18 protein-coding genes and 1 other annotated feature are annotated in these 20,010 nt (G+C 48.8%); of the genes, 9 read left to right on the top strand and 9 right to left on the bottom strand.

The window, feature by feature from the left end; translation table 11 throughout:
* Positions 1-9 precede the first annotated feature (9 nt).
* The 4 genes from KNQ14_RS09185 (at position 10) to KNQ14_RS09170 (ending at position 5,763) form a co-directional block, all read left to right on the top strand.
* Complete coding sequence (locus KNQ14_RS09185; protein ID WP_214860792.1) at positions 10-1,944, top strand: PTS fructose transporter subunit IIABC; 1,935 nt, start codon at positions 10-12, stop codon at positions 1,942-1,944.
* 105 nt (positions 1,945-2,049) lie between these two features.
* Positions 2,050-3,195 carry an FUSC family protein gene (locus KNQ14_RS09180; RefSeq protein ID WP_214860790.1) on the top strand — a complete coding sequence of 382 codons (1,146 nt, stop codon included), beginning with the start codon at positions 2,050-2,052 and terminating at the stop codon, positions 3,193-3,195.
* A 70-nt stretch (positions 3,196-3,265) separates the two neighbouring features.
* Positions 3,266-3,470 (top strand) — a binding site (T-box leader).
* A gap of 60 nt (positions 3,471-3,530) precedes the next feature.
* On the top strand, positions 3,531-5,180 hold the full coding sequence (locus tag KNQ14_RS09175) for an aromatic amino acid hydroxylase (RefSeq protein ID WP_214747817.1): 1,650 nt from the start codon (positions 3,531-3,533) through the stop codon (positions 5,178-5,180).
* Positions 5,181-5,241: 61 nt separating this feature from the next.
* On the top strand, positions 5,242-5,763 hold the full coding sequence (locus KNQ14_RS09170; RefSeq protein ID WP_214860788.1) for a pyrophosphohydrolase domain-containing protein: 522 nt from the start codon (positions 5,242-5,244) through the stop codon (positions 5,761-5,763).
* A 63-nt stretch (positions 5,764-5,826) separates the two neighbouring features.
* Here KNQ14_RS09170 and KNQ14_RS09165 read toward each other — a convergent pair whose 3' ends face one another.
* From KNQ14_RS09165 to KNQ14_RS09155, 3 genes are all read right to left on the bottom strand, one after another.
* Positions 5,827-6,123: an MGMT family protein gene (locus KNQ14_RS09165; protein WP_214860786.1), complete on the bottom strand. Its 297-nt coding sequence runs from the start codon at positions 6,121-6,123 to the stop codon at positions 5,827-5,829.
* Positions 6,120-7,088: a cation diffusion facilitator family transporter gene (locus KNQ14_RS09160; RefSeq protein WP_214747824.1), complete on the bottom strand. Its 969-nt coding sequence runs from the start codon at positions 7,086-7,088 to the stop codon at positions 6,120-6,122. The genes KNQ14_RS09165 and KNQ14_RS09160 overlap by 4 nt, the downstream gene beginning before the upstream one ends.
* 117 nt (positions 7,089-7,205) lie before the next feature.
* On the bottom strand, positions 7,206-7,691 hold the full coding sequence (locus KNQ14_RS09155; protein ID WP_023467736.1) for a pyridoxamine 5'-phosphate oxidase family protein: 486 nt from the start codon (positions 7,689-7,691) through the stop codon (positions 7,206-7,208).
* A gap of 163 nt (positions 7,692-7,854) precedes the next feature.
* Here KNQ14_RS09155 and KNQ14_RS09150 point away from each other — a divergent pair, with 163 nt between their 5' ends.
* Positions 7,855-8,865: an LLM class flavin-dependent oxidoreductase gene (locus KNQ14_RS09150; RefSeq protein WP_023467737.1), complete on the top strand. Its 1,011-nt coding sequence runs from the start codon at positions 7,855-7,857 to the stop codon at positions 8,863-8,865.
* Positions 8,866-8,884: 19 nt separating this feature from the next.
* On the opposite strand, the gene KNQ14_RS09145 is transcribed toward KNQ14_RS09150, so the two are convergent.
* Complete coding sequence (locus KNQ14_RS09145; RefSeq protein ID WP_214860784.1) at positions 8,885-10,153, bottom strand: MFS transporter; 1,269 nt, start codon at positions 10,151-10,153, stop codon at positions 8,885-8,887.
* Positions 10,154-10,273: 120 nt separating this feature from the next.
* Here KNQ14_RS09145 and KNQ14_RS09140 point away from each other — a divergent pair, with 120 nt between their 5' ends.
* Positions 10,274-11,464 (top strand): helix-turn-helix domain-containing protein, encoded by a 1,191-nt coding sequence (locus tag KNQ14_RS09140; RefSeq protein WP_214860782.1) that lies wholly within the window; start codon positions 10,274-10,276, stop codon positions 11,462-11,464.
* A 29-nt stretch (positions 11,465-11,493) separates the two neighbouring features.
* On the opposite strand, the gene KNQ14_RS09135 is transcribed toward KNQ14_RS09140, so the two are convergent.
* Positions 11,494-11,673 carry a hypothetical protein gene (locus tag KNQ14_RS09135; RefSeq protein WP_023467740.1) on the bottom strand — a complete coding sequence of 60 codons (180 nt, stop codon included), beginning with the start codon at positions 11,671-11,673 and terminating at the stop codon, positions 11,494-11,496.
* An 87-nt stretch (positions 11,674-11,760) separates the two neighbouring features.
* On the bottom strand, positions 11,761-13,191 hold the full coding sequence (locus KNQ14_RS09130) for a C40 family peptidase (protein ID WP_055967156.1): 1,431 nt from the start codon (positions 13,189-13,191) through the stop codon (positions 11,761-11,763).
* A gap of 197 nt (positions 13,192-13,388) precedes the next feature.
* Here KNQ14_RS09130 and KNQ14_RS09125 point away from each other — a divergent pair, with 197 nt between their 5' ends.
* Together KNQ14_RS09125 and KNQ14_RS09120 are read left to right on the top strand one after the other, a co-directional pair.
* Complete coding sequence (locus tag KNQ14_RS09125; protein WP_023467742.1) at positions 13,389-15,101, top strand: ABC transporter ATP-binding protein; 1,713 nt, start codon at positions 13,389-13,391, stop codon at positions 15,099-15,101.
* A gap of 123 nt (positions 15,102-15,224) precedes the next feature.
* Entirely contained in the window at positions 15,225-16,085 is an 861-nt protein-coding gene (locus KNQ14_RS09120; protein ID WP_214860780.1) for a DUF4003 family protein, read from the top strand.
* Between the two features lie 57 nt (positions 16,086-16,142).
* Here KNQ14_RS09120 and KNQ14_RS09115 read toward each other — a convergent pair whose 3' ends face one another.
* Together KNQ14_RS09115 and KNQ14_RS09110 are read right to left on the bottom strand one after the other, a co-directional pair.
* The gene (locus KNQ14_RS09115) at positions 16,143-17,390 is read right to left on the bottom strand and encodes a lysine N(6)-hydroxylase/L-ornithine N(5)-oxygenase family protein (RefSeq protein WP_058265188.1); all 1,248 of its coding nucleotides are present in this window, start codon (positions 17,388-17,390) and stop codon (positions 16,143-16,145) included.
* 77 nt (positions 17,391-17,467) lie between these two features.
* On the bottom strand, positions 17,468-18,598 hold the full coding sequence (locus KNQ14_RS09110) for a S1C family serine protease (RefSeq protein ID WP_214860778.1): 1,131 nt from the start codon (positions 18,596-18,598) through the stop codon (positions 17,468-17,470).
* Positions 18,599-18,805: 207 nt separating this feature from the next.
* Here KNQ14_RS09110 and KNQ14_RS09105 point away from each other — a divergent pair, with 207 nt between their 5' ends.
* Positions 18,806-19,156: a DoxX family protein gene (locus KNQ14_RS09105; protein ID WP_029341233.1), complete on the top strand. Its 351-nt coding sequence runs from the start codon at positions 18,806-18,808 to the stop codon at positions 19,154-19,156.
* Positions 19,157-19,194: 38 nt separating this feature from the next.
* Here the strand turns inward: KNQ14_RS09105 and KNQ14_RS09100 are convergent, their stop codons facing one another.
* Positions 19,195-19,959, bottom strand: coding sequence for an SGNH/GDSL hydrolase family protein (locus KNQ14_RS09100; RefSeq protein ID WP_023467747.1), 765 nt, complete (start codon positions 19,957-19,959; stop codon positions 19,195-19,197).
* Between the last annotated feature and the right edge of the window lie 51 nt (positions 19,960-20,010).

The raw sequence follows: 20,010 nt of genomic DNA, 5'->3' as shown, positions 1-20,010 counted from the left end.
TGACTACTCATGAAAATTACTGATCTCTTGACACGTGATACGATTCAGCTCGATTTACAAGCGTCATCTAAAGCCGCTGTCATCGATGAACTCGTCAACGTCCTCGATCGGGCAGGAAAACTGAACGATCGCTCGGCATATAAAGAAGCGATTCTCGCACGGGAAGCGCAAAGTACGACAGGTTTAGGGGAAGGCATTGCCATTCCACACGCAAAAACAGCAGCAGTCAAAACACCAGCGATCGCTTTCGGTCGTTCGGCAGGTGTTGACTACGAAGCACTCGATGGTCAACCAAGTCGGTTGTTCTTCATGATCGCAGCGGGTGAGAACGCAGATAATGCGCACCTTGAAACACTTTCGAAACTATCGGTTTATCTGATGGATATGAACTTCCGCGATACGATCCTTGCGGCTAAAACGAAAGACGAAGTCATCGCAGCAATCGAAGCGAAGGAACGTGAAGAAGAAGGTCCAGTTGACGTCTCAAGCGACAACGTTGACCAAGACGCACCGTACATCCTCGCTGTCACAGCTTGTCCGACAGGGATTGCACACACGTATATGGCGGCTGATGCCCTTCGCCAAAAAGCAGAAGAGATGGGTGTCCGAATCAAAGTCGAGACGAACGGATCGACAGGCGTCAAGAACGGTTTGACACAACAAGACATCAACGATGCGACAGCGATCATCGTCGCTGCGGATAAAGCGGTTGAGATGGATCGTTTCAACGGGAAACACGTCGTTGAAGTACCGGTCGCACAAGGAATTCGTAAACCACAAGAATTAATTAACCGTGCCGTCAAACAAGACGCACCTGTATACAAAGCGAGCGGTTCAAGCGAAAGTTCAAAACCAGCGCGTGGTGGATTCTACAAACACTTAATGAGTGGGGTATCCGCAATGTTGCCACTCGTCGTCGCTGGTGGTCTCTTGATTGCGATCAGCTTCTTCTGGGGAATCAACTCTGCGAACCCGGATGATCCGTCATACAACGAGTTCGCTGCTCAGTTAATGTCGATCGGGAAAGCTGCATTCGGTCTCTTGATTCCGATCCTCGCCGGATTCATCGCGATGTCGATCGCTGATAAACCAGGTCTTGCTCCTGGTCTGATTGCTGGTTTCCTTGCAAGCAACGGTAATGCTGGTTTCCTCGGTGGATTGATTGCCGGTTTCCTTGCTGGTTACGTCGTGCTCTTGCTCGTTAAAGTCCTCAAAGGTCTCCCAGCAGCACTTGAAGGAATCAAACCAGTCTTACTCTATCCATTGTTTGGTTCATTCATCACAGGGATGATCATGTTGCTCGTCATCAATGAGCCGATCGCGAAGTTCATGACATGGCTCACGGATTCGTTGAACGGGCTCAGCGGTGGGAACGCAATCCTCCTCGGTATGCTCGTCGCAGGTATGATGGCAATCGACATGGGTGGTCCAATCAACAAAACAGCATATGTTTTCGGTACAGCTGCTCTTACAGCAGGTAACACGGAAGTCATGGCAGCCGTCATGGCAGGTGGGATGGTTCCACCACTTATCGTGGCTTTCTCATCAACATTATTCGCACGTAAGAAATTCACACCGCAAGAACGTGAAGCAGGCATCGCTGCTTACGCAATGGGTGCATCGTTCGTCACAGAAGGTGCGATTCCATTCGCAGCAGCCGATCCACTCCGCATCATTCCTTCAAGCGTCATCGGTTCAGCTATCGCTGGTGCATTGACGATCGTCTTCGGCGTCTTGCTCCCAGCACCACACGGCGGTATCTTCGTCTTCCCGTTACTTGATGGTCCATCAGGTACGGTCATGGCAATCGTCGGTTACGCGGGTGCGATCCTCATCGGTTCACTCGTCGGTGCGGCAATCCTATCCTTCCTCAAAAAACCACTTGTTGACCAATCGGTCGCGAAAGCGGAAATGACAGAAGGAACAGGTACGAAAGCATCATAATTCATCTAAATCCTCTCCGTTTTCAAGCGGAGGGGATTTTTTGTTGAATTTTGACGGCTAACGGTGAAGAATAGAGGGCATACTGAATAAGAAGGAGGGATGGACATGGGTGGACAATCCTTACAAATCGGACCACGGACCATCAAGACAGGTCTTGCGGTCATCTTGGCGCTGTTGATCAGTAATCTGTTCAACCTCAGCCCGATCCTGCCTGCAATCTCGGCAGCGACGACACTCCTGCCTTCGGTCTATCAGACATGGAAACAATTTCTCGAGGAAGCAGAGGCCAACTTGATTGGTGCCTTTTTGACGTTACTCGCACTTTGGATTTTAGGGGATAAACCAGCCAATCCGCTCGCGATCGGAATCGTCATCATGGCAGCAATCTCGATTTTGCTAGCCTTTGGTTTCGGGCGGACGATTCCACACGTCGTTTTGATGATCATCGTCATTCTCGAAAGTGTGGCGACAGCGACCGAGCCACTTTGGCAAGTCGTCCTGATCCGTTACTTGCTCGTCATGCTCGGGATCGGCTGTGCGCTTGGCATCAATGCGCTGATCTTCCCGCCGCGCTACGGCAATGTCTACTATCAAAAAGCGACGAAACTCTTCGAAAAGCTGCTCGTCGTCACGCGAGCGATTGCCTTCGAAGGCAAGGTCGCCCCATATCGGGCGGCAATCGATAAAATGTCAAATTCGCTCCTTGAGACACAAAACTTGTTCAACCTACACAAGGAAGAGATTCGAGGAACGCGTCAGAAGCACGCCTCGCTCTTACGGAACCTCTTGATTCTCAAACATATGCAATCGTGCCTCGAACGTGGTGTCGCGACGGCAGAGCGCTTCAGAGAGCGAGAGAAGGCCCTTGACTCGATTGCGGACGATCTTCGGAGTGAATTGTTTTATCACTTGATGCATATCGCCCAGCGACAAGAGAAGGTCTTGCTGACATATGATCTCTTGTTGACGGAAGAACCACTCGCAATGGAGGATCTCGTCAAAGAGAACATCGCCTTCGTTAAGCACTCTTTCCTTGACCGCGATGAACTCGAGGAAGAAGTCATCATGGAAATCTTACCGATCGTCGTTTCGATGAATGAGTGGATCCAAGAGCTTGAAGCATTCGAAAAACGGCTCAATGGTGCGCTTCGTCGTCATATCACATCACTGACGATCGAACAAAAATCAGTCCGTGATAAAACATTTAATCGATTTAAACGTAAAAAAGCCATTGACGAAAGTAAAAAGTAAGCGTATAGTCCTCCTTAACGATACTTTACTTGCTAAAAGCATAACAGTATAACAGCATAACAGAACGAAAGATTAAGCGATGATGAAACCGAAGTAAAGACCATCTCCCTGTTTCAGAGAGCACGTGGCGCTGCGAACGTGTACACAGATGGTGTTGAATTACAGTTTCTGAGCTTCTTGCGTAAGCGAGCGGAGCACACCGTTATCCCAATCATAAGTGACTCAGTCGATGACTGGGTAATCAGGGTGGTACCGCGGCTTTCGTCGCCCCTGTCGAACAATATGTTCGGCAGGGGCTTTTTTGTTATCTCACATTCATTCAAGGGGGAACTCATATGTCTACACCAATCATTCCAAGTCATTTACGTCCACACGTCGCACCACAGCACTACGAAGACTACACGCCAACGGATCATGCCGTTTGGAGATACGTCATGCGACTGAATTTAAATACGTTACAAGATACAGCACATCCGGCATACCTCGAAGGGCTTGCTGCATCGGGCATCAGCCCGGAACGGATTCCGGACGTGCGTGAAATGACAGCGAACCTAAGCTGTGGAGGCTGGGGAACAGTCGCTGTTGATGGTCTCATTCCTGGCGTCGCCTTCTTCGATTTCCAAGGGCACGGACTCTTGCCGATCGCGACCGACATTCGGAAGGTCGATAACATTCTCTACACACCGGCGCCAGATATTTTGCATGAAGCAGCGGGGCACGCGCCAATCTTGATGAATCCGGTCTACGCGGAATTCGTTCGACGCTTCGGTGAGATCGGGGCACATGCCTTTAATCATAAAGCCGAGCATGACGTGTTCAAGGCACTAAAGAAATTGACGATTGTCAAAGAGAGCCCGTTCTCGACGCCAGCCGACATCGAGCAAGCTGAAGTCGAACTCGCGGAGACACGGACACACGTCAAAGGAATTTCGGAAGCGAACGAAATCTCACGTCTGTTCTGGTGGACGGTTGAATTCGGTCTGATTGGTAATATCGACAACCCACAAATCTACGGGGCAGGTCTTTTATCATCCGTCGGTGAAAGTCGCCACTGCTTAACGGACGCGGTCGTCAAACATCCATTCTCACTTGAAAAAGCACTTGCAACGAAACATGACGTGACGAGCATGCAAAAAGAACTCTTCGTTTGTGAATCGTTCGAACAACTCCGCGATGCACTTGAAGAATTCGCACAGTCGATGTCTTACATCCGCGGTGGCATCCACGGACTAACAAAAGCGGTCGAATCGGGTAACCTGTCAACGCTCGTCTTCGACAGTGGTCTCTCGCTCGTCGGTGTTCCTGAAACGCAAGAGATTCACGATTCGCTTCATCTCGTCAAACTAACAGGTCCGACAGCGCTTGCTGCGAACGGCGAAGTGTTGACAGGTCAAGGACTTGCAGATCATCCGGAAGGCTTTACACTCCTTCACGGCAAGGAATTGAACGAAGTATTGATGCAAGTCAAAGTCGGTGAACGTCTCGACTGGGCGGAAGGAAATGTTCGCGTCACAGGGGACATCACAGCGATTCAAAACGTCAATGGAAATCGGGCGCTCGTCGTCTTAGAAGCAGCGACGCTTGCAAACGACGGGAAAACGATGACGATGGACCGGATGGAATTGATCGTCGGTGACATCACGTCAGCATTCCCGGGAACGGAAGTTGAAGCACTGAAGCCGATTCCGGAAACGGTCGAGTTCGAACGAATCGAACGTCCGTTGACAGCGGCTGATCCGATCTTCGAAGTCGTCCGCGAGATTCGCGAAGGTCGTGCCGGACGAGAACGGTTACCGCAACTGATCGATCAGACACTCGTCCAGTTACCGGACGCTTGGTTACTCCGTCTTGAATTACTCGAGTTAGCGGATGAAGTCGATCAACCACGTCTGATTGCAGATCTCGAGCGCTTAAAAGCGACATCTGAGCAGCGAGATGAATTGATCACGCGTGGGATGGCCTTACTCGACGTCGTTCATCAATGAGTCGAACTCCGGTTCTGAACCTGTTAGAATGGAGACATTCGGTAAAAGGGGATGATCGGTTATGACAAATTATTATCAAGACGTAAAGGAATTCCACCGTGTGTTTTCACACCCTGGCGCAACGACGCCAACACCTATGACGGTCAATCGTGGAATCAAACGCTCGACCTGGACGGCAGAAGAAGCGGTCGTTGAGTTCCTGCATCAATCGGCGACGAGTGAAGCAGAATTTCTCGAAGCAATCGAACGTTTCAAGTCAGGACTTGATACAGCGGTCGAAAAATCGCTTCAGATGAAACAACCCGAAACAGATGTCGAACGGCTCGTCGGACAAGGGGATGCCTTGACGGACGCCCTCTACTTCATCATGGGAAGCTTCGTTGAGATCGGGCTTGATCCGGCTCCATTGTTCGAGATCGTCCAGCGTGCGAACATGGCGAAGCTTGGACCGGACGGAAAACCAATCTTCCGGGAATCGGACCAAAAGGTCATGAAACCGGAAGGCTGGCAACCACCGGAACCACAATTAGAAGCAGAAGTGCGTCGGCAAATCGCTGTAGCTTCGAGTTCGTCGAAAGCGTGATTCATGACGATAAAAAAAGAGGGATGACTGGTCTGCGAACCGGTCATCCCTCTCTTGTTGTATTTATTCACTTTTGACTTGATAACGCGATAAATCGAGTTGACGGGCGGTCAGGAACTCGACCCCTTCTGCTTCAAGTGCCAGTCGCTGTTCATCGCCTTCAAGCGATAGTTTTCCGCCAGCAGCGAGCACGCGGTGCCACGGTAGACGTTCCGTCGTACTCATGCTGTGAAGAATCCGCGCTACTTGTCGTGCGCTACGCGGATGACCGGCGAGTCGAGCGACTTGCCCGTACGTCATGACCCGACCAGCAGGGATTGAACGGATGATGGTCAGGACATCTTGCGTGAACGGTGTCATGACTCGTCAGAAGCGACGACATACTGTTGAATCTTATCGTCTTCATCAAAGCCGATCGTCACATCGATGATGCCTTGTTGCAGGCGAATCTGGAGTTCGAGACGGTCCTTGATATCGTCCGCTTGTGCGATCGTCAACGTCGGGTCGACTTCAATCTCGACTTCGACGTGGAAATGATCGCCTTCCTTAATGACTTCTAGTTTACTAATGTCCTTGACGTCAGGGTCCTTCATGATTAGTCCGCCGAGACGTGCTGCCATCGTCTCATCGGCTTCACCCAGTGCACCAGCTGCGTTTTGCAGGAAGACATTCCCGACGACGTAAAACATCATCAGTCCGATGAGGATCGAAGCAATTCCTTCTGCCTGATGGAACGGTGTCACATGCGAGATGATGACGGCGAGCATCGCGACGACGCCACCAGCCGTTGCGACCAAATCTTCTAGGAACACAAGGCGTGTGGCTGGTTTCGCTTGTTTGAGTGAGCGGAAGCTGTCAAGAATCAAGCGTGGTCCTTTCGAGTCCAACTTCGCATCGTGCGCGATCTCTTGCATCGCTTTAACAAATACGCCACTCTCTAAGACGACACCGACGAACAAGACAGACAACGTAATCCAAAAGCCAGTTGATTCTGTCGGTTCGATGATGTGGGCGATCCCTTCATGAATCGTCTCGTACGCCATGATACCGACGAAGAGGATGGCACCGAGCAAGACGAGATTGACGAGACGACCGAAGCCGTTCGGGAAACGTTTCGTCGGTGCCTTTTTACTGAGGGCAGAACCGATGAAGACAAAAAATTGGTTAGCAGCGTCCCCGAGCGTATGCATCATCTCCGCGAACATTGCGACATTTCCCGTCAGGACGTAGGCAATTGCCTTGATGATGGCGATGACGGAGTTAACGATGCCTGCCGTCAGCGCCGACCGGTTTCCCCGGCGTAATAACGTAAAAAATTCTCCCATGATTGTACTCCTTTTAGTTAAGTTACATATTAGTTCATTTTATTATGTTACATCATTTTGAGAAAAACGACTATCTTCACACGAAAAAACCCACGCAAGCTGCGCGGGTTTAACTCGTCAAGACAAGTCGACTGTTTTATTGATTTCGTTCTCATCGTCCTTGCCGACGACTTTCTTCAAGACTTGTTTGACGGACTTCGTCGTGTTTCCCGTTTCCCAGTATTCAGCAGCTTCCGTGTTGACCTTGATCAAGACGACTTTCGGATCTTCGTATGTCGTTCCAAGGTATGCTTCGTAGCGTGGACTCCAGAGCTCTTTTTTTCGTTCGATGTCTTCGACGAGTTCTGCTGTCCCACGAATCGAGACGTATGATTTGTCGACGTACGCGACGTTAACGCTCGGATTCTTAAGTAGTTCTTGGTACTTGTCTGTTTCTTTTGAAGTGAGGAACCAGAGGTCGCCATCAAATTCGATATCCTGTGTCTGCATCGGACGCGATACGAGTCCTTCTGCTGAAATCGTCGTCAGCATCGCTGTTTCGATTTTATCAATCAGTTTCTTGACCGTTTCGACTGCTTCTTGATTCGTAGTATGGGTTGACATGTAACTCCACCTCATTCGTTAGATTTTTATGCTCACTTAGGCATTGTTCCCTGAATTTCAAAATGAAAACGTCCCCATGATAAAAAGAAGCAGTTTCGTTGCACCGTACAACGAGGAGGCGTACAGTGTAGGTACGCATTCGAAAGAAAAAGGAGAGACATACATGAAACTTAGTATTTTAGACCAATCCCCGGTCTCTAAAGGACAATCGCCATCTGATGCCTTACACGAAACGGTCGAGCTCGCGAAAATCGCGGACGAACTCGGCTACCATCGCCTGTGGGTATCCGAACACCACTTCGCTAAAACATTGGCTGGTTCAAGCCCGGAAGTCTTGATCGCTTACATGGCGGCAGTGACGAAACAGATTCGCCTCGGTTCAGGCGGTGTCATGCTGCCGCATTACAGTGCTTATAAAGTCGCGGAGAACTTCCGTGTCCTTGAAGGGCTTGCACCGAACCGGATCGACCTTGGACTCGGTCGGGCACCAGGCGGTATGCCGCTTGCGACACGTGCGTTGCAAGAAGGATCGTCGCCACGTTTTGGTGGAGCCGATTACGGCGAACAACTCGATGATCTCGTCGATTACTTGAAAGACGGAGCACCTGCCGGACACCGGTTCGCGGGACTCGTCGCAACACCAGAAGTCGATACGACACCAGAAGGTTGGTTGCTTGGATCAAGTGGGGGTAGTGCCTTGAACGCTGCGCAACGCGGATTCGGATTTGCCTTTGCCCACTTCATCAATGGACAAGGTGGACAAGAAGTGATGGATTACTACCGTCATAACTTCATGGCGACGTCGTTCAATGAGACACCACAAACGCTCGTCTCGATCTTCGTGACGTGTGCTGAAACGACGGAAGAAGCAGAACGGTTAGCTTCAAGCCTGGATCTGTCACTACTCCTACTTGAAAAAGGGGTCTCGTCGACAGGAACGCCAACTCCAGAAGAGGCAGCGGCGTATCCGTATACGTTCCAAGACCAATTCCGGATCGCTGAAAACCGGAAGCGGATGATCGTTGGTAACCCGGAATCCGTTGCAAAACAATTGCAAGAGCTCGCTGATTCCTACGGCACAGACGAAGTAATGATCGCTTCGATGATCGCTGACAAGGAAGCAAAACAACAATCATTGAAATTAATCATGGATGCCGTCAAAGCGACGGTCTGACCGATACGCACGTCCTTTCTCACGAAGTGAGGGAGGACGTGTTTTTTGCGTCTGCTACGGGAATGCTCTCGGATAAGATGTCATTACGAAGTCGGAGGAATCCGAATGATGCTGTACCGAATAAGCCGACTGTACCGACTCCAAGTAGCACGATGATAGATACATGATCACTGAGTAAACCAAACAATAGGGTACCGATTGGCATCATCGCCATTGCAATGGATTCCAGCACACCGATGACACGTCCGAGGTAAGCCGGATCGGTCTGTTTTTGAACGATGAGCTGCAGTGGAATGTTCATCCGTAAGACGAGCATGCCGTCGATGAACAATAGAATCATGAAAAAAGGTAATAGTAGAGCAGATGGAACATAGCCGAGTAGAGCAAGTGCAGGAAGCGCATAACAAGAGGCGATTAAAAAGAGCGACTCGAATATCGTGCGTAACGGACGTTTCACCGTAAAGCGAGGTAAGGCAAGAAGCAACGAAGCGACAAGAAGACCGGCACCGAGTGCGGACTCGACCAGTCCAAACCGAAATGGTGTGAATTGCAGTCGATCGAGCAAAATGATTGGTAACAAGATTTCGAAAGCGACAAAAAAGAAGTTCAGGACAATCGCCATCAGGACGAGTATCGTCAAGACCGGTTGACGGAACAGATAACGGTAGCCCTCTTTAAACTCCGAGACGAAAGACGGAGTATCGGTAGTAGCCAGAGGAGAGGTATCCACTGCAAGAAAGCGGAGGCGGCTATTCCACCAGGCAGCAGAAGCAAACAAGAGGAACGGTAAGATCAAGAATTGCGTGATGGAGACAGTGGCGATAAGAAATCCCGCAACGAGTGGAGCGGTGATCGTTGAGGTCGATTGAATCGTCGAGAAAAGCGCGTTTCCGCGTTGTAACTCATCTTCTTCTACGAGTCGCGGTAACGAGCTTGATAAGGTGACGGATAGGAACGTCGACAGGCTCGTCAAGAGGACACTAGCAACGATGTAATGAACGGTATGTAGAGGGGCTTGTAGCGAATAGAGCAAAAGTCCAAACAAGACGAGTGCACTTAAGCTTTCGGTCATGACGATGATTCGTTTCCGGTTCCAGCGATCAGCGAGGACACCAGCAACCGGTGAGAGTAAAATTCGTGGCACTGATCCTGCAAGCAGGACGAGCGCAAACTGAAAACCAGACGACGTTTCCCGTAAGACGGTCAGTCCAGCGACGAACGTAAAGAGACTAGCCGCAAACAATGAACAAAACTTTCCGAATAAGACACGCTTTAAATTAAATGACATCCTGTCCACTCCTTCAGAGTTAAATTTTATTGAACTTTAGTGTAGAATAAAGGAGTGGAAGAAAAATGTAAAGATAAAGTTCAATAAAATTTAACTTTTATGATAAAAGGAGTGACAAGTGTGTTAGGGGAACGTATCAAACAGATCCGAAAACAGAAAAAAATGACGCAAACGGACGTTGCGACCGGCATCATCACGAAGTCGATGCTCAGTATGGTCGAGAACGGGAAAGCGACACCGTCAGTGCCTGCACTACAGGCGATTGCTAGGCGATTACAAGTGACGGTCGAGGAATTGATGCTCGATCCGCGGGATGTTCGGATGCGGGAACTCCTTGAAACAATCCGTTCACGAGATACCTCATATCATTCGGACGAAAAAGTTCGAGAAATTCTGCATCCGTATTTAGTGCCAGAGACAAACTCTTACTGGCAAGGACAGGTCTTTCAGGAATATGGGGATGCCCTCCGAACGTCTGACCCTGAGCTTGGTTTGACATATTTCGAGAAGGCAGAGCGAGTTTTTCAACAGCTTGGTCGTCAAGATGAACAATTACTTGCCCAAATCGCAAAAGTTTACTTTTTATTCAATCTCAAACGGACGAAGGAAGCGTATGAGCTGATCGAAGCAATGGATATACCACATGAGATTCCACTTGCACCGAAAACCTATTTAAAGCTTCAAATCCTGCGTGCGCTCCGAGCAAGTTTGTTCGATGATCACTACACAGAAGCGATCGCCTTATTGCGTGAAGGGGTTCAGTATATGCGGGAGCAAGATGTCTATTATCATGTCATTTCGTTTCAACGTTTCCTCGGATTGTTTTTATATCTAGAAGGGGAAATCGAACAATCACGGCAAGAGTTTGATCGACTGGAGCAGTTTTTTGCATTTAGTGAAACGACTGCCGTCGGACGAATCGAAGTCGATTTAACGAAAGGACTCATCGCGATTTTTGAAAACGATACAGACGGCATGCAGATGGCGTGGGAAAAACTCGTCACTGTGGCGATTGACGACGCGAAGCATTACATCGGACAACTCGAAGTCCATCTCCTTTTGAACGGCATCGAATTACCGAATCAGACGCTGCAGCAGAGCGTCGATAAGATATGGGAGATGCAAGATGCGTGGCTTGCCGCGAGTGGATTCGACCAAGCGATGATGCTACAGACGCTCGTACTAGCGATGCAACGAGGGATTGGTCAGGAACGGCTGGAGGATGTCATTCGATTGAAGGATGATCTTCAAAGCGAACGACTCAAAGGCGATCTTGAGCGAGAGATACAAGCATTGGTTAAGGTTCAATGACAAAAAAACAGGCATGAGGCGAGTTCGCTTCATGCCTGTTCGTGTAAGGATGTCGTTCTTCTGAAAATCAATAAGACGCAAGCGGCGACGGAAACGATCAAGTGACCGATATAGACGTCTCCCGTCTGGATATAATGCAAGAGCATCGAGCCACCAAAAATCAATAAGGCAAGAAAGAGAAGCCGAACATACAGTGTTTTGTAAGACATGCAGACACATCCTTTCCATATCCAGTATATCCCAAAGTGAAGTGGTAAGACAAAAAACATCCACCCCGAGGGATGGATGAGGAAAGTTTAAAGTGATTTAAAGCCTAATAGTTTTTGCGTCCAGTAACGTTCCGATACACGGCTGATACCTAAAGCAGGTTCATTTGCATGAATGAACTGATCGTTGTTCAGCATGATGCCAATATGTGTCGGACCAGCGGCATAGGTGTTTTCGAAGAAGATGATATCGCCACGCTTCGGTTGACGTAATTTTGATAACTTCGCTCCGAGATACCGATCATCGTTCCAGTAACCGTTGACGTTCGTCCGTCCGACAGCATAGCCAGCGGCATTCAACGTGTAATTCACAAAACCAGAGCAATCGAATCCACCATTGACGGGGCTACTTGATCCCCAGACGTATGGTGTACCAAGATATTGTTGCCCAATCGAGATCGCACGTTCCATCAATGTCGAACCAGGTACGGTCGTCACAGGAGGTGGTGGCGTGACCGGAGGCGTCGTCGTGACGGATCCCGTCGTGATGTAACTCTTCGCAACATAGTAGAGACCCGTTCCAATCTTGATCTGGTACCAGCCGCTATCTTTTCCTGTCGTTTCACCTGTGACATTGACCGTTGAGCCGTGTCCGACTTGCGTGAAGACTTTAGAAGACGTCGAAGGCAATGTGCGGACGTTCAGCCCGGTTGGGGCATTGACGCGATACGTCTTCGAAGCATCAACCGGCGTCACAGAGACTCCGGGAGTCGTTGGTGTTGTTGGTGGCGAAGCTTTTGTTGAAGCTTTGACATAAGTTGAAGCAACATACGCTTCTTTTCCGTCGAGCTTGACTTGATACCACGAATCAACGGCACCTGTGACATCGAGTACTGTCTGATGGGGTAATGTCTTGTAAATTTTTGCGTTCGTTGCTGCAGCAGTCCGTGCGTTCAAGCCTTCCTTCGCATTAACCGTGTAGATCTTCGAGCGATCGACCGCTTTAATGACGTTCTTGACGGGTGTCGTCGTAGCAGGTTTTGACGTAGACGTTACTTTCACTGTCTTTTTATCAACTAATGATGCATGGATAAAAGCTACTTGCTTCTTATACGTGATTTGATACCAATCACCGGATTTTTTCGTAACAGTCAGAACGCTATTTTTTGCCAGTTTTCCGAGTGATTTCGAACTCGTCGTTGCTTGTTGGCGGACGTTGACAGCATCGGTGTTCGTTATGTAGGTCGTCGTTGTCGTAGTCTTTACTGTCGTCGCCTTGACGTATGCTGAAGTGATGAAGGCTGGTTTTGACTGGTAACGGATTTCGTACCAGCTGTTGACCTTCTTGACTGCTGTCAGCTTCGTTCCTTTTTTCAGTGTCGTGATGACCTTCGCGGAAGTCGAGGCAGCCGAGCGAATGTTGACGTTATCCGTCAATGTTAAGGTCGTTGACGCAGCAGAGACCGGTCCAGTTGAACTGATCAAGGCGATCGTCGTAAGAGCGAGAAATGTCTTCTTCACGTGACGTAGCTCCTTCCAAATAGATAGGTAAAAATCGTTGTTACCATTTTGTCATAAAAAGTGCTAATTCCCCTGATTTTAAAATATATTTTTGTTCTAAAAAACTACGCGGTTGTTTTAATAAAAAAATGAATAGCTCGATACAGTATTTTCAAAAAAGTTCGAGTACACTAGAAGTACTCGGAAGGAGGCTACACATGTTACGCCGTTTTTATCAATATTATATCCCGCATAAACGTTTATTTTGGCTTGATTTCATATCTGCCTTATTCGTCGGGGTTTTAGAACTTGCTTTTCCACTCGCTGTCCAGTGGTTCATCGACTCCTTGTTGCCAAACGGTGAGATGAACTGGATCATCCTCGTCAGCGTCGGATTATTAGCACTCTACATCATCAGCACGTTGATGCAGTTCGTCGTCAACTATTTTGGACATAAGCTCGGGATCAATATCGAGACCGATATGCGTCGTCAACTGTTCAGCCATGTGCAGAAACAGTCGTTCCGCTTCTTCGATAATACGAAGACCGGTCATATCATGAGTCGGATCACGAATGATTTGTTTGATATCGGGGAACTTGCCCATCACGGTCCGGAAGATGCCTTCATTGCCGTCATGACATTGCTTGGTGCGTTCTCGATCATGTTGACGATCAACGTACCACTCGCGCTCGTGACGATCATTGCGGTACCGTTTTTGATCTGGCTGATTAGTTATGCGAACGTCCGGATGAATAAATCGTGGGACCGGATGTATGGTAACATCGCGGAAGTCAATTCGCGCGTCGAGGACAGTGTCTCTGGTGTCCGTGTCGTCCAGTCATTCACGAACGAAGCTTACGAAATCGAGCGTTTTGAAAAAGACAACGCGACGTTCCGGCAGTCGAAGATCAATGCCTACAAGGTCATGAGTAAGAGTCTATCCGGCATCTACTTGACGACCCGTTTGATGACGCTTGCCGTCTTAGTCGTCGGTGCCTACTTGACGTATCGCGAAGCTTTAACGGCAGGGGAACTCGTCGGATTCATTCTTTATATGAACATACTGCTGAAGCCAATCGACAAAATCACCGCATTACTTGAGATGTATCCAAAAGGGATGGCTGGCTTCAAACGCTTCCTCTCGATGATTGATGAGGATGCATCGATTCCGGATGCGCCAGACGCACTCGTCGTTGATCGGTTGAACGGTGGCATCACATTCAAGGATGTGGCGTTCGGTTATGAAGCCGATCGTCTCATTCTAGAGAATATCAATCTGACGGTCGAACCGGGTCAGACAGTCGCGTTCGTCGGAACATCAGGGGCAGGGAAGACGACGATCTGTTCGTTGATTCCACGTTTTTACGATGTTCTAGATGGCGCAATCACGATTGACGGAATCGATATCCGGCAGATGACGAAGGAGTCTCTGCGACAACAAATCGGGATCGTCCAGCAGGATGTCTTCTTGTTCTCAGGGACGATCGCTGAAAATATCGCCTACGGTGACCTGAATGCGACGCACGAAGACATCGTGCAAGCGGCGGAACGTGCCCATCTCGGTCCGATGATCGCGGATCTTCCGGATGGGTATGCGACACAAATCGGCGAACGGGGACTCAAGTTATCGGGTGGGCAAAAGCAACGACTTGCCATTGCACGGATGTTCCTTAAGAACCCGCCGATTTTGATTCTCGATGAAGCGACGTCTGCGCTCGACACGGAAACGGAAGCACTGATCCAAGAATCGCTCGCCGAGTTGTCCGAGAACCGGACGACGCTCGTCATTGCCCATCGTTTAGCGACGATCCGGAATGCGGATAAGATTTTCGTCGTTACGAAGGACGGCATCGTCGAAGAAGGCTCGCATGACGAACTGATGAATCAAGGTGGTTATTTCTCCCGGTTGTTAGAGAGACAACGAGTTTGAATCGATTTGAAAGATTGGAAAGCAATGGACATGTTCCGTTGCTTTTTTTGTTCGTTCAAAAATAAGATTGTGTATGCTAATTTTAGGGAAAACGATTTATAGAAAAGAAGGCGAGGTGGAAGGATGTACGGTCAATTCTGTGAGAACTATGATGAGAGTTATCCCGTCTTGCGGGAAGAGACGTCACATGATTTCCATCGTTTTTTTGCACTGTCTTACACGATTCATGATACTGTCTTTGAACAAACTGTATATGAAAGACTAATGCGGACAATCAAACACAAGACATCGCGTTTTTCAGCGCTTCGGAGCCGTTATACGCCGTTACTTGTCGCCCATGTTCAATTGAATAGCACGGATCCCGATGTTCTCATCGAAGAGATCATCGTTGCGGAAAAGAAGATTAAACATCGCCTGATTCGTGATAAAGGGGTTCGTCCATTTTTTGCGCTCAACGAAGTATTGAATCGACGTCAAGGAATCGATGCCTTTCCCTATATGGAACGGCTGCACGCGACACGACCTCATCTAAATGCAGCAAAGCAGTACGTCGTGACATCGACATTGCTTGAACAGCAGCCATTACCAGAAGAATTTCTAGAGCGGGTCAATACATCGGAAGAGTGGCTCGCGCAATTCATGGAACGAACGAGTGAACGTGTCATTACGGCGCAAATCTTAGCGGCGCATCCAGATCCTTCAGCGCAACAGGAACGAATCATTGCGTGGCGGGAACTGTTAGAGCGGAGAGAGATCATCATCTGGAATCTTTTAATGCCGATTCTTGCGTTACTCCCTACAATGGAACGTGTCGACTGGATTTATGTGACCCGGATCGTCGACCGGGAGCGGGCACGGAATCGATTTTCAGACGAGGTCAACTGGTTGATTGCCTTTCATTTGTTGCTCGCTAAAACAGGTGTGACACGAGTTCAAGCCACGTTGTTATTGCTGGCTGCACTAGAGTTGACGAAAAAACCGTAAAATGAAAAACGAACGAGGAGTGGCGCGCGCCATTCCTCGTTCGTTTGGTTTAGTGACTTAATCGAACGTCGTAAACGTCGCATGTCGTTCGACCGGATACAGTTCCGTACCGGCGACAGCGTTCAAGATCAACTGGTTCCGCGAGACGGACATACCAAGATTATCCGCAGCCGGGCCGTGTGATAATTCTAAATTAGCGGTTGCGTATAGATGGTGGGCTGTCTCGACCGAACGCACGATTTGGTAGTCAGCATCGACTTTCCAGGCATTCGGTGCTTCGAATACGATATCAAGTCGGTCGATGAAGCTCGGAAGGGATGGCGAAAAACCAGTTGCCGCAATGACGGCATCTGTTACGGACATACGTTCATCCTCAAGTTCTTGATGTTGCATCGCAATCGTGAACCGCTCATCGTACGTAATCTCTTTTACTTCAAGATTCGCGCGGATCGCGACCTGTCGTTGTTCCTCTTCCGTCAAATCATAGAGATGGGCGTAGATCGATTGCAGGGTCTCCGGACTGATACCGTTCTGAGAGCGGGCAAACTTCTTGACCGACTCTTGTCGTACTTCGAGTGGAAGTTGGTTGAAGTACGTGACGTAGCTCGGTGAAAAAATTTCTTCTCCGAGTTTGCCGGTCTCAAGTGTCTCAAACAGTGTCGAACGCGCAATCCACTCGAGTTCAGGACGCTCTGAAGCAGGCGTCGTCAAGAGATCAAGGAAAATCTCGGCGGCACTTTGACCGGAGCCGACGATGCTGATTTTGTTGCGCTGAAGTAAATTTGCCTTGTTCATGACATATTGCGTATTGTGGATGACGCGTTCGTCAAACGTATCCGGGATGGCGGGTTTTGAACCAGTGCCGATGACGACGTTTCGTGCTTCGAACGTTTCGCGTTTACCGGTCGAGACATCTTCGACGAGGACTTCAAAACTATCACCGGTGTCTTGCACGTCGATGACACGTGTCGAAAAGCGGAGATCTTCAAGTTGTGTTGCGACCCAACGTAAGTAATCGTTGTAACCTTGTCTTGAAATCAGAAGTTTTTCATAGAAGTAAAACGTGTGGAGACGGTGAATCGATCGTAAGTAATTGAGATAGGAAAACGAACTTGTCGGATCGGCGAGTGTGACGAGATCGGAGATGAAGCTCGTCTGCATCATCGAGTCCTGGATCATCATGCCGGGATGCCATGAAAATTGTTCGCTTTCGTCAAAAAATAACGTCTTTAAATCTGTCGGATGCGCAAGTGCGCTCAATCCTAAATTCATCGGACCAATGCCAATGCCGATTAAGTCATACATAGAAAAAGCCTCCCAATTCGATATTGTTCTAAAACAATACCCGAAAAGGAAGGCGGACGAAACGTCAGGCTGAAGCTTTACAGCTGGTCGGTCGTCGTTGTTTTGGTTTCGACCGTCATCGTTTTCCCATCACGGATGATCGTCAAGGAGAGCGGTCCATCTGATTTGATCAGTGCCGTTTTGATGTCAACGAATGCTTTGATTTCGGAGTCATTGATTTTCGTGATGACATCACCTGTTTTCAGTTTAGCCGCAGCAGCTGGACTGTTCGGTTCGACTGACATGACGACGACACCTGTTTTTTGACTGTCTGGTAGTTTGACTTGATCTTTAAGATAACCGGCAGGGAACGCCGCAACGTCTTGTAAGGACACACCGAGCGTCGGATGCTCAACTTTACCGTTTGTTTCAAGCTGTTTGAGGATTGGTAATGCATCATCGATCGGGATACTGAAGCCGACGCCTTCAACACCAGACTCAGCGATTTTCATCGAGTTGATTCCGACGAGTTGTCCTTGTTCATTGATCAAGGCACCCCCTGAGTTACCAGGGTTGATTGCGGCATCCGTTTGAATGACTGTCGTATTGAAGTCGTCTTGTCCATCACTGTTCGTATCGACCGGTACGGTCCGGTCTTTCGAACTGACGATTCCGCGTGTGACGGAGTTTTGGAACTCACCGAGCGGGTTACCGATTGCAAGGACCGTTTGTCCGGCTTTTAAGTCCGCTGATTTCCCGAGTGTGATGACGCCCGGAACATCGCTTGCGTCAACTTCAAGCACAGCTAAGTCATAGGTTTCGTCGCTACCAAGCAACTTGGCTGAGAGCGTCTTGCCGTCATTCAACGTTACATCGAGTTTTGATGCCCCATCGACGACGTGATGGTTCGTAATGATGTATGCTTTGCCATCCTCTTTCTTATAGATGACACCGGACCCTGAACCAGCCGCTGCTTCTTGTTGCGACATCGAGTTGCCCGTTTGATAGTTCGTTACGGTCACGACTGATTTTTGAGCCGTGGCGACTGCGTTCGTCACCGGATCATTCGTCGTCGTTGAGACTTGTTTGGGCATACCATTTGATAGTGGTGTATCAGCGACTTGCTGTTCTTGATCGAGTAGGATCGGAAAGGCAACCGTAGCCATCAAGACCGCGCCGATGATGCCTCCAGTCAATCCAGGTAAAAGTGCTTTCGTTTTTCCAGCCATAAGTCATCATTCCTCTCTGTATGATTTCTGATTTCATCATAGCAAATGAAACAACCTCTTCACTGATTACGGGAGACATTCCGAAATGACTCATCATTCCCCATAATTCGACGACAATTTCTAAAAGTTGAGATAATCAGGTCAGTTCGATACACTGAAGCTGTCTCGAACATATATTTCATTAACAGAAAGAGAGTGTGGAACATAATGCTATTGCGTCTAGTCTATGGAGCAGGATTGTTGTTTGCGGGAGTTGGTCATTTCCGTAATGAAAAAGGATTCGTCAGCATCATGCCGTCGTTCATTCCGTTCAAGCGCTTTTTCGTTCAAGTGACAGGTGTCATCGAAATCGCTTACGGTGTCATGTTGTTGACAGGAAAAGGGGTGCACCTCGTCCGTAAGACGCTTCCTGCCTTCTTATATGCAGTCTTGCCCGCAAACGTCAACATGGCAGTCAATCCGAAGCCGATTAATGGAAAACGTCTTCCGTCTTGGTTGCTTTGGACACGGTTGCCGCTCCAATGGGGACTCGTCTCTCTTGCGAAACGCCTGAAATGAATCGGAACAAAAAGCCGCCAAATTGGCGGCTTTTATTGTTAGAAACGTTTGTTGACAGCAAGTAAGGAAGCTTTTGCAATCTCTTCGTAGGTAGAATCGTTCGGGTGGAATTGGTCACTCGATAAATCACGTTTGACGTCACGCACGAGATTAAACGTGTCGATGATCTCGACATCGTACTCGATACCGAGCGTCCGTGATTTTGCGTTCCAATCTTGGACGATGGCATCGAATGCTTCACCGTTTTCCGTCGCGCGGAAAGGATTATAGAGCCCGACGTAGAAGATGACAGCATCCGGATTTTGTTCTCGTAGGATACTGAACGTCTTTTTCAAGTTCGCTTGTGCCGTCGTGACGGTTTCGGCTGTCTTCTTCGCATTGAAGTTTGCGACGCCTTCACCACGATTGAATAAGTCATTTCCGCCAATCGTCACCGAGATGACTTTTGCTTGTTTGATTGAGCGTAAGACTTCTTTTTGTTCTAGTTGTTTCAGTAAATCTTCCGTCCGGGCACCACTGACGGCAAGATTCTGGAAGCGCTCGACAGTGTTATCTTTGACAAGATCGCGTCCGACGATTGCAGCGTAACTATTGCCGTTTGATGCTCCGACACCACGTGTCAAGGAATCACCAAGCGCGACGTACGTCCCGCCTTTTTTGACAGGCTCTTCCTTCGTAGGTGTCAAGACGGCACGTTTTGGTGGGTTGACGACGTCACTATAGGCACTGACGAAGCCGTATCCAAAGATTGCCGTCAAAACGAGTGAGACGGTTAAAAACAGGGGCCAGCGTAATCGCTTCATGAACGTTCCTCCTTCTAGGTTCTAACCTGATTGTAGCAAAAGTTGAAAGAA

Source organism: Exiguobacterium sp. s161 (genome assembly GCF_018619045.1).
Lineage (GTDB): Bacteria > Bacillota > Bacilli > Exiguobacteriales > Exiguobacteriaceae > Exiguobacterium_A > Exiguobacterium_A indicum.
This window is presented reverse-complemented; position numbering and strand designations above follow the sequence as displayed.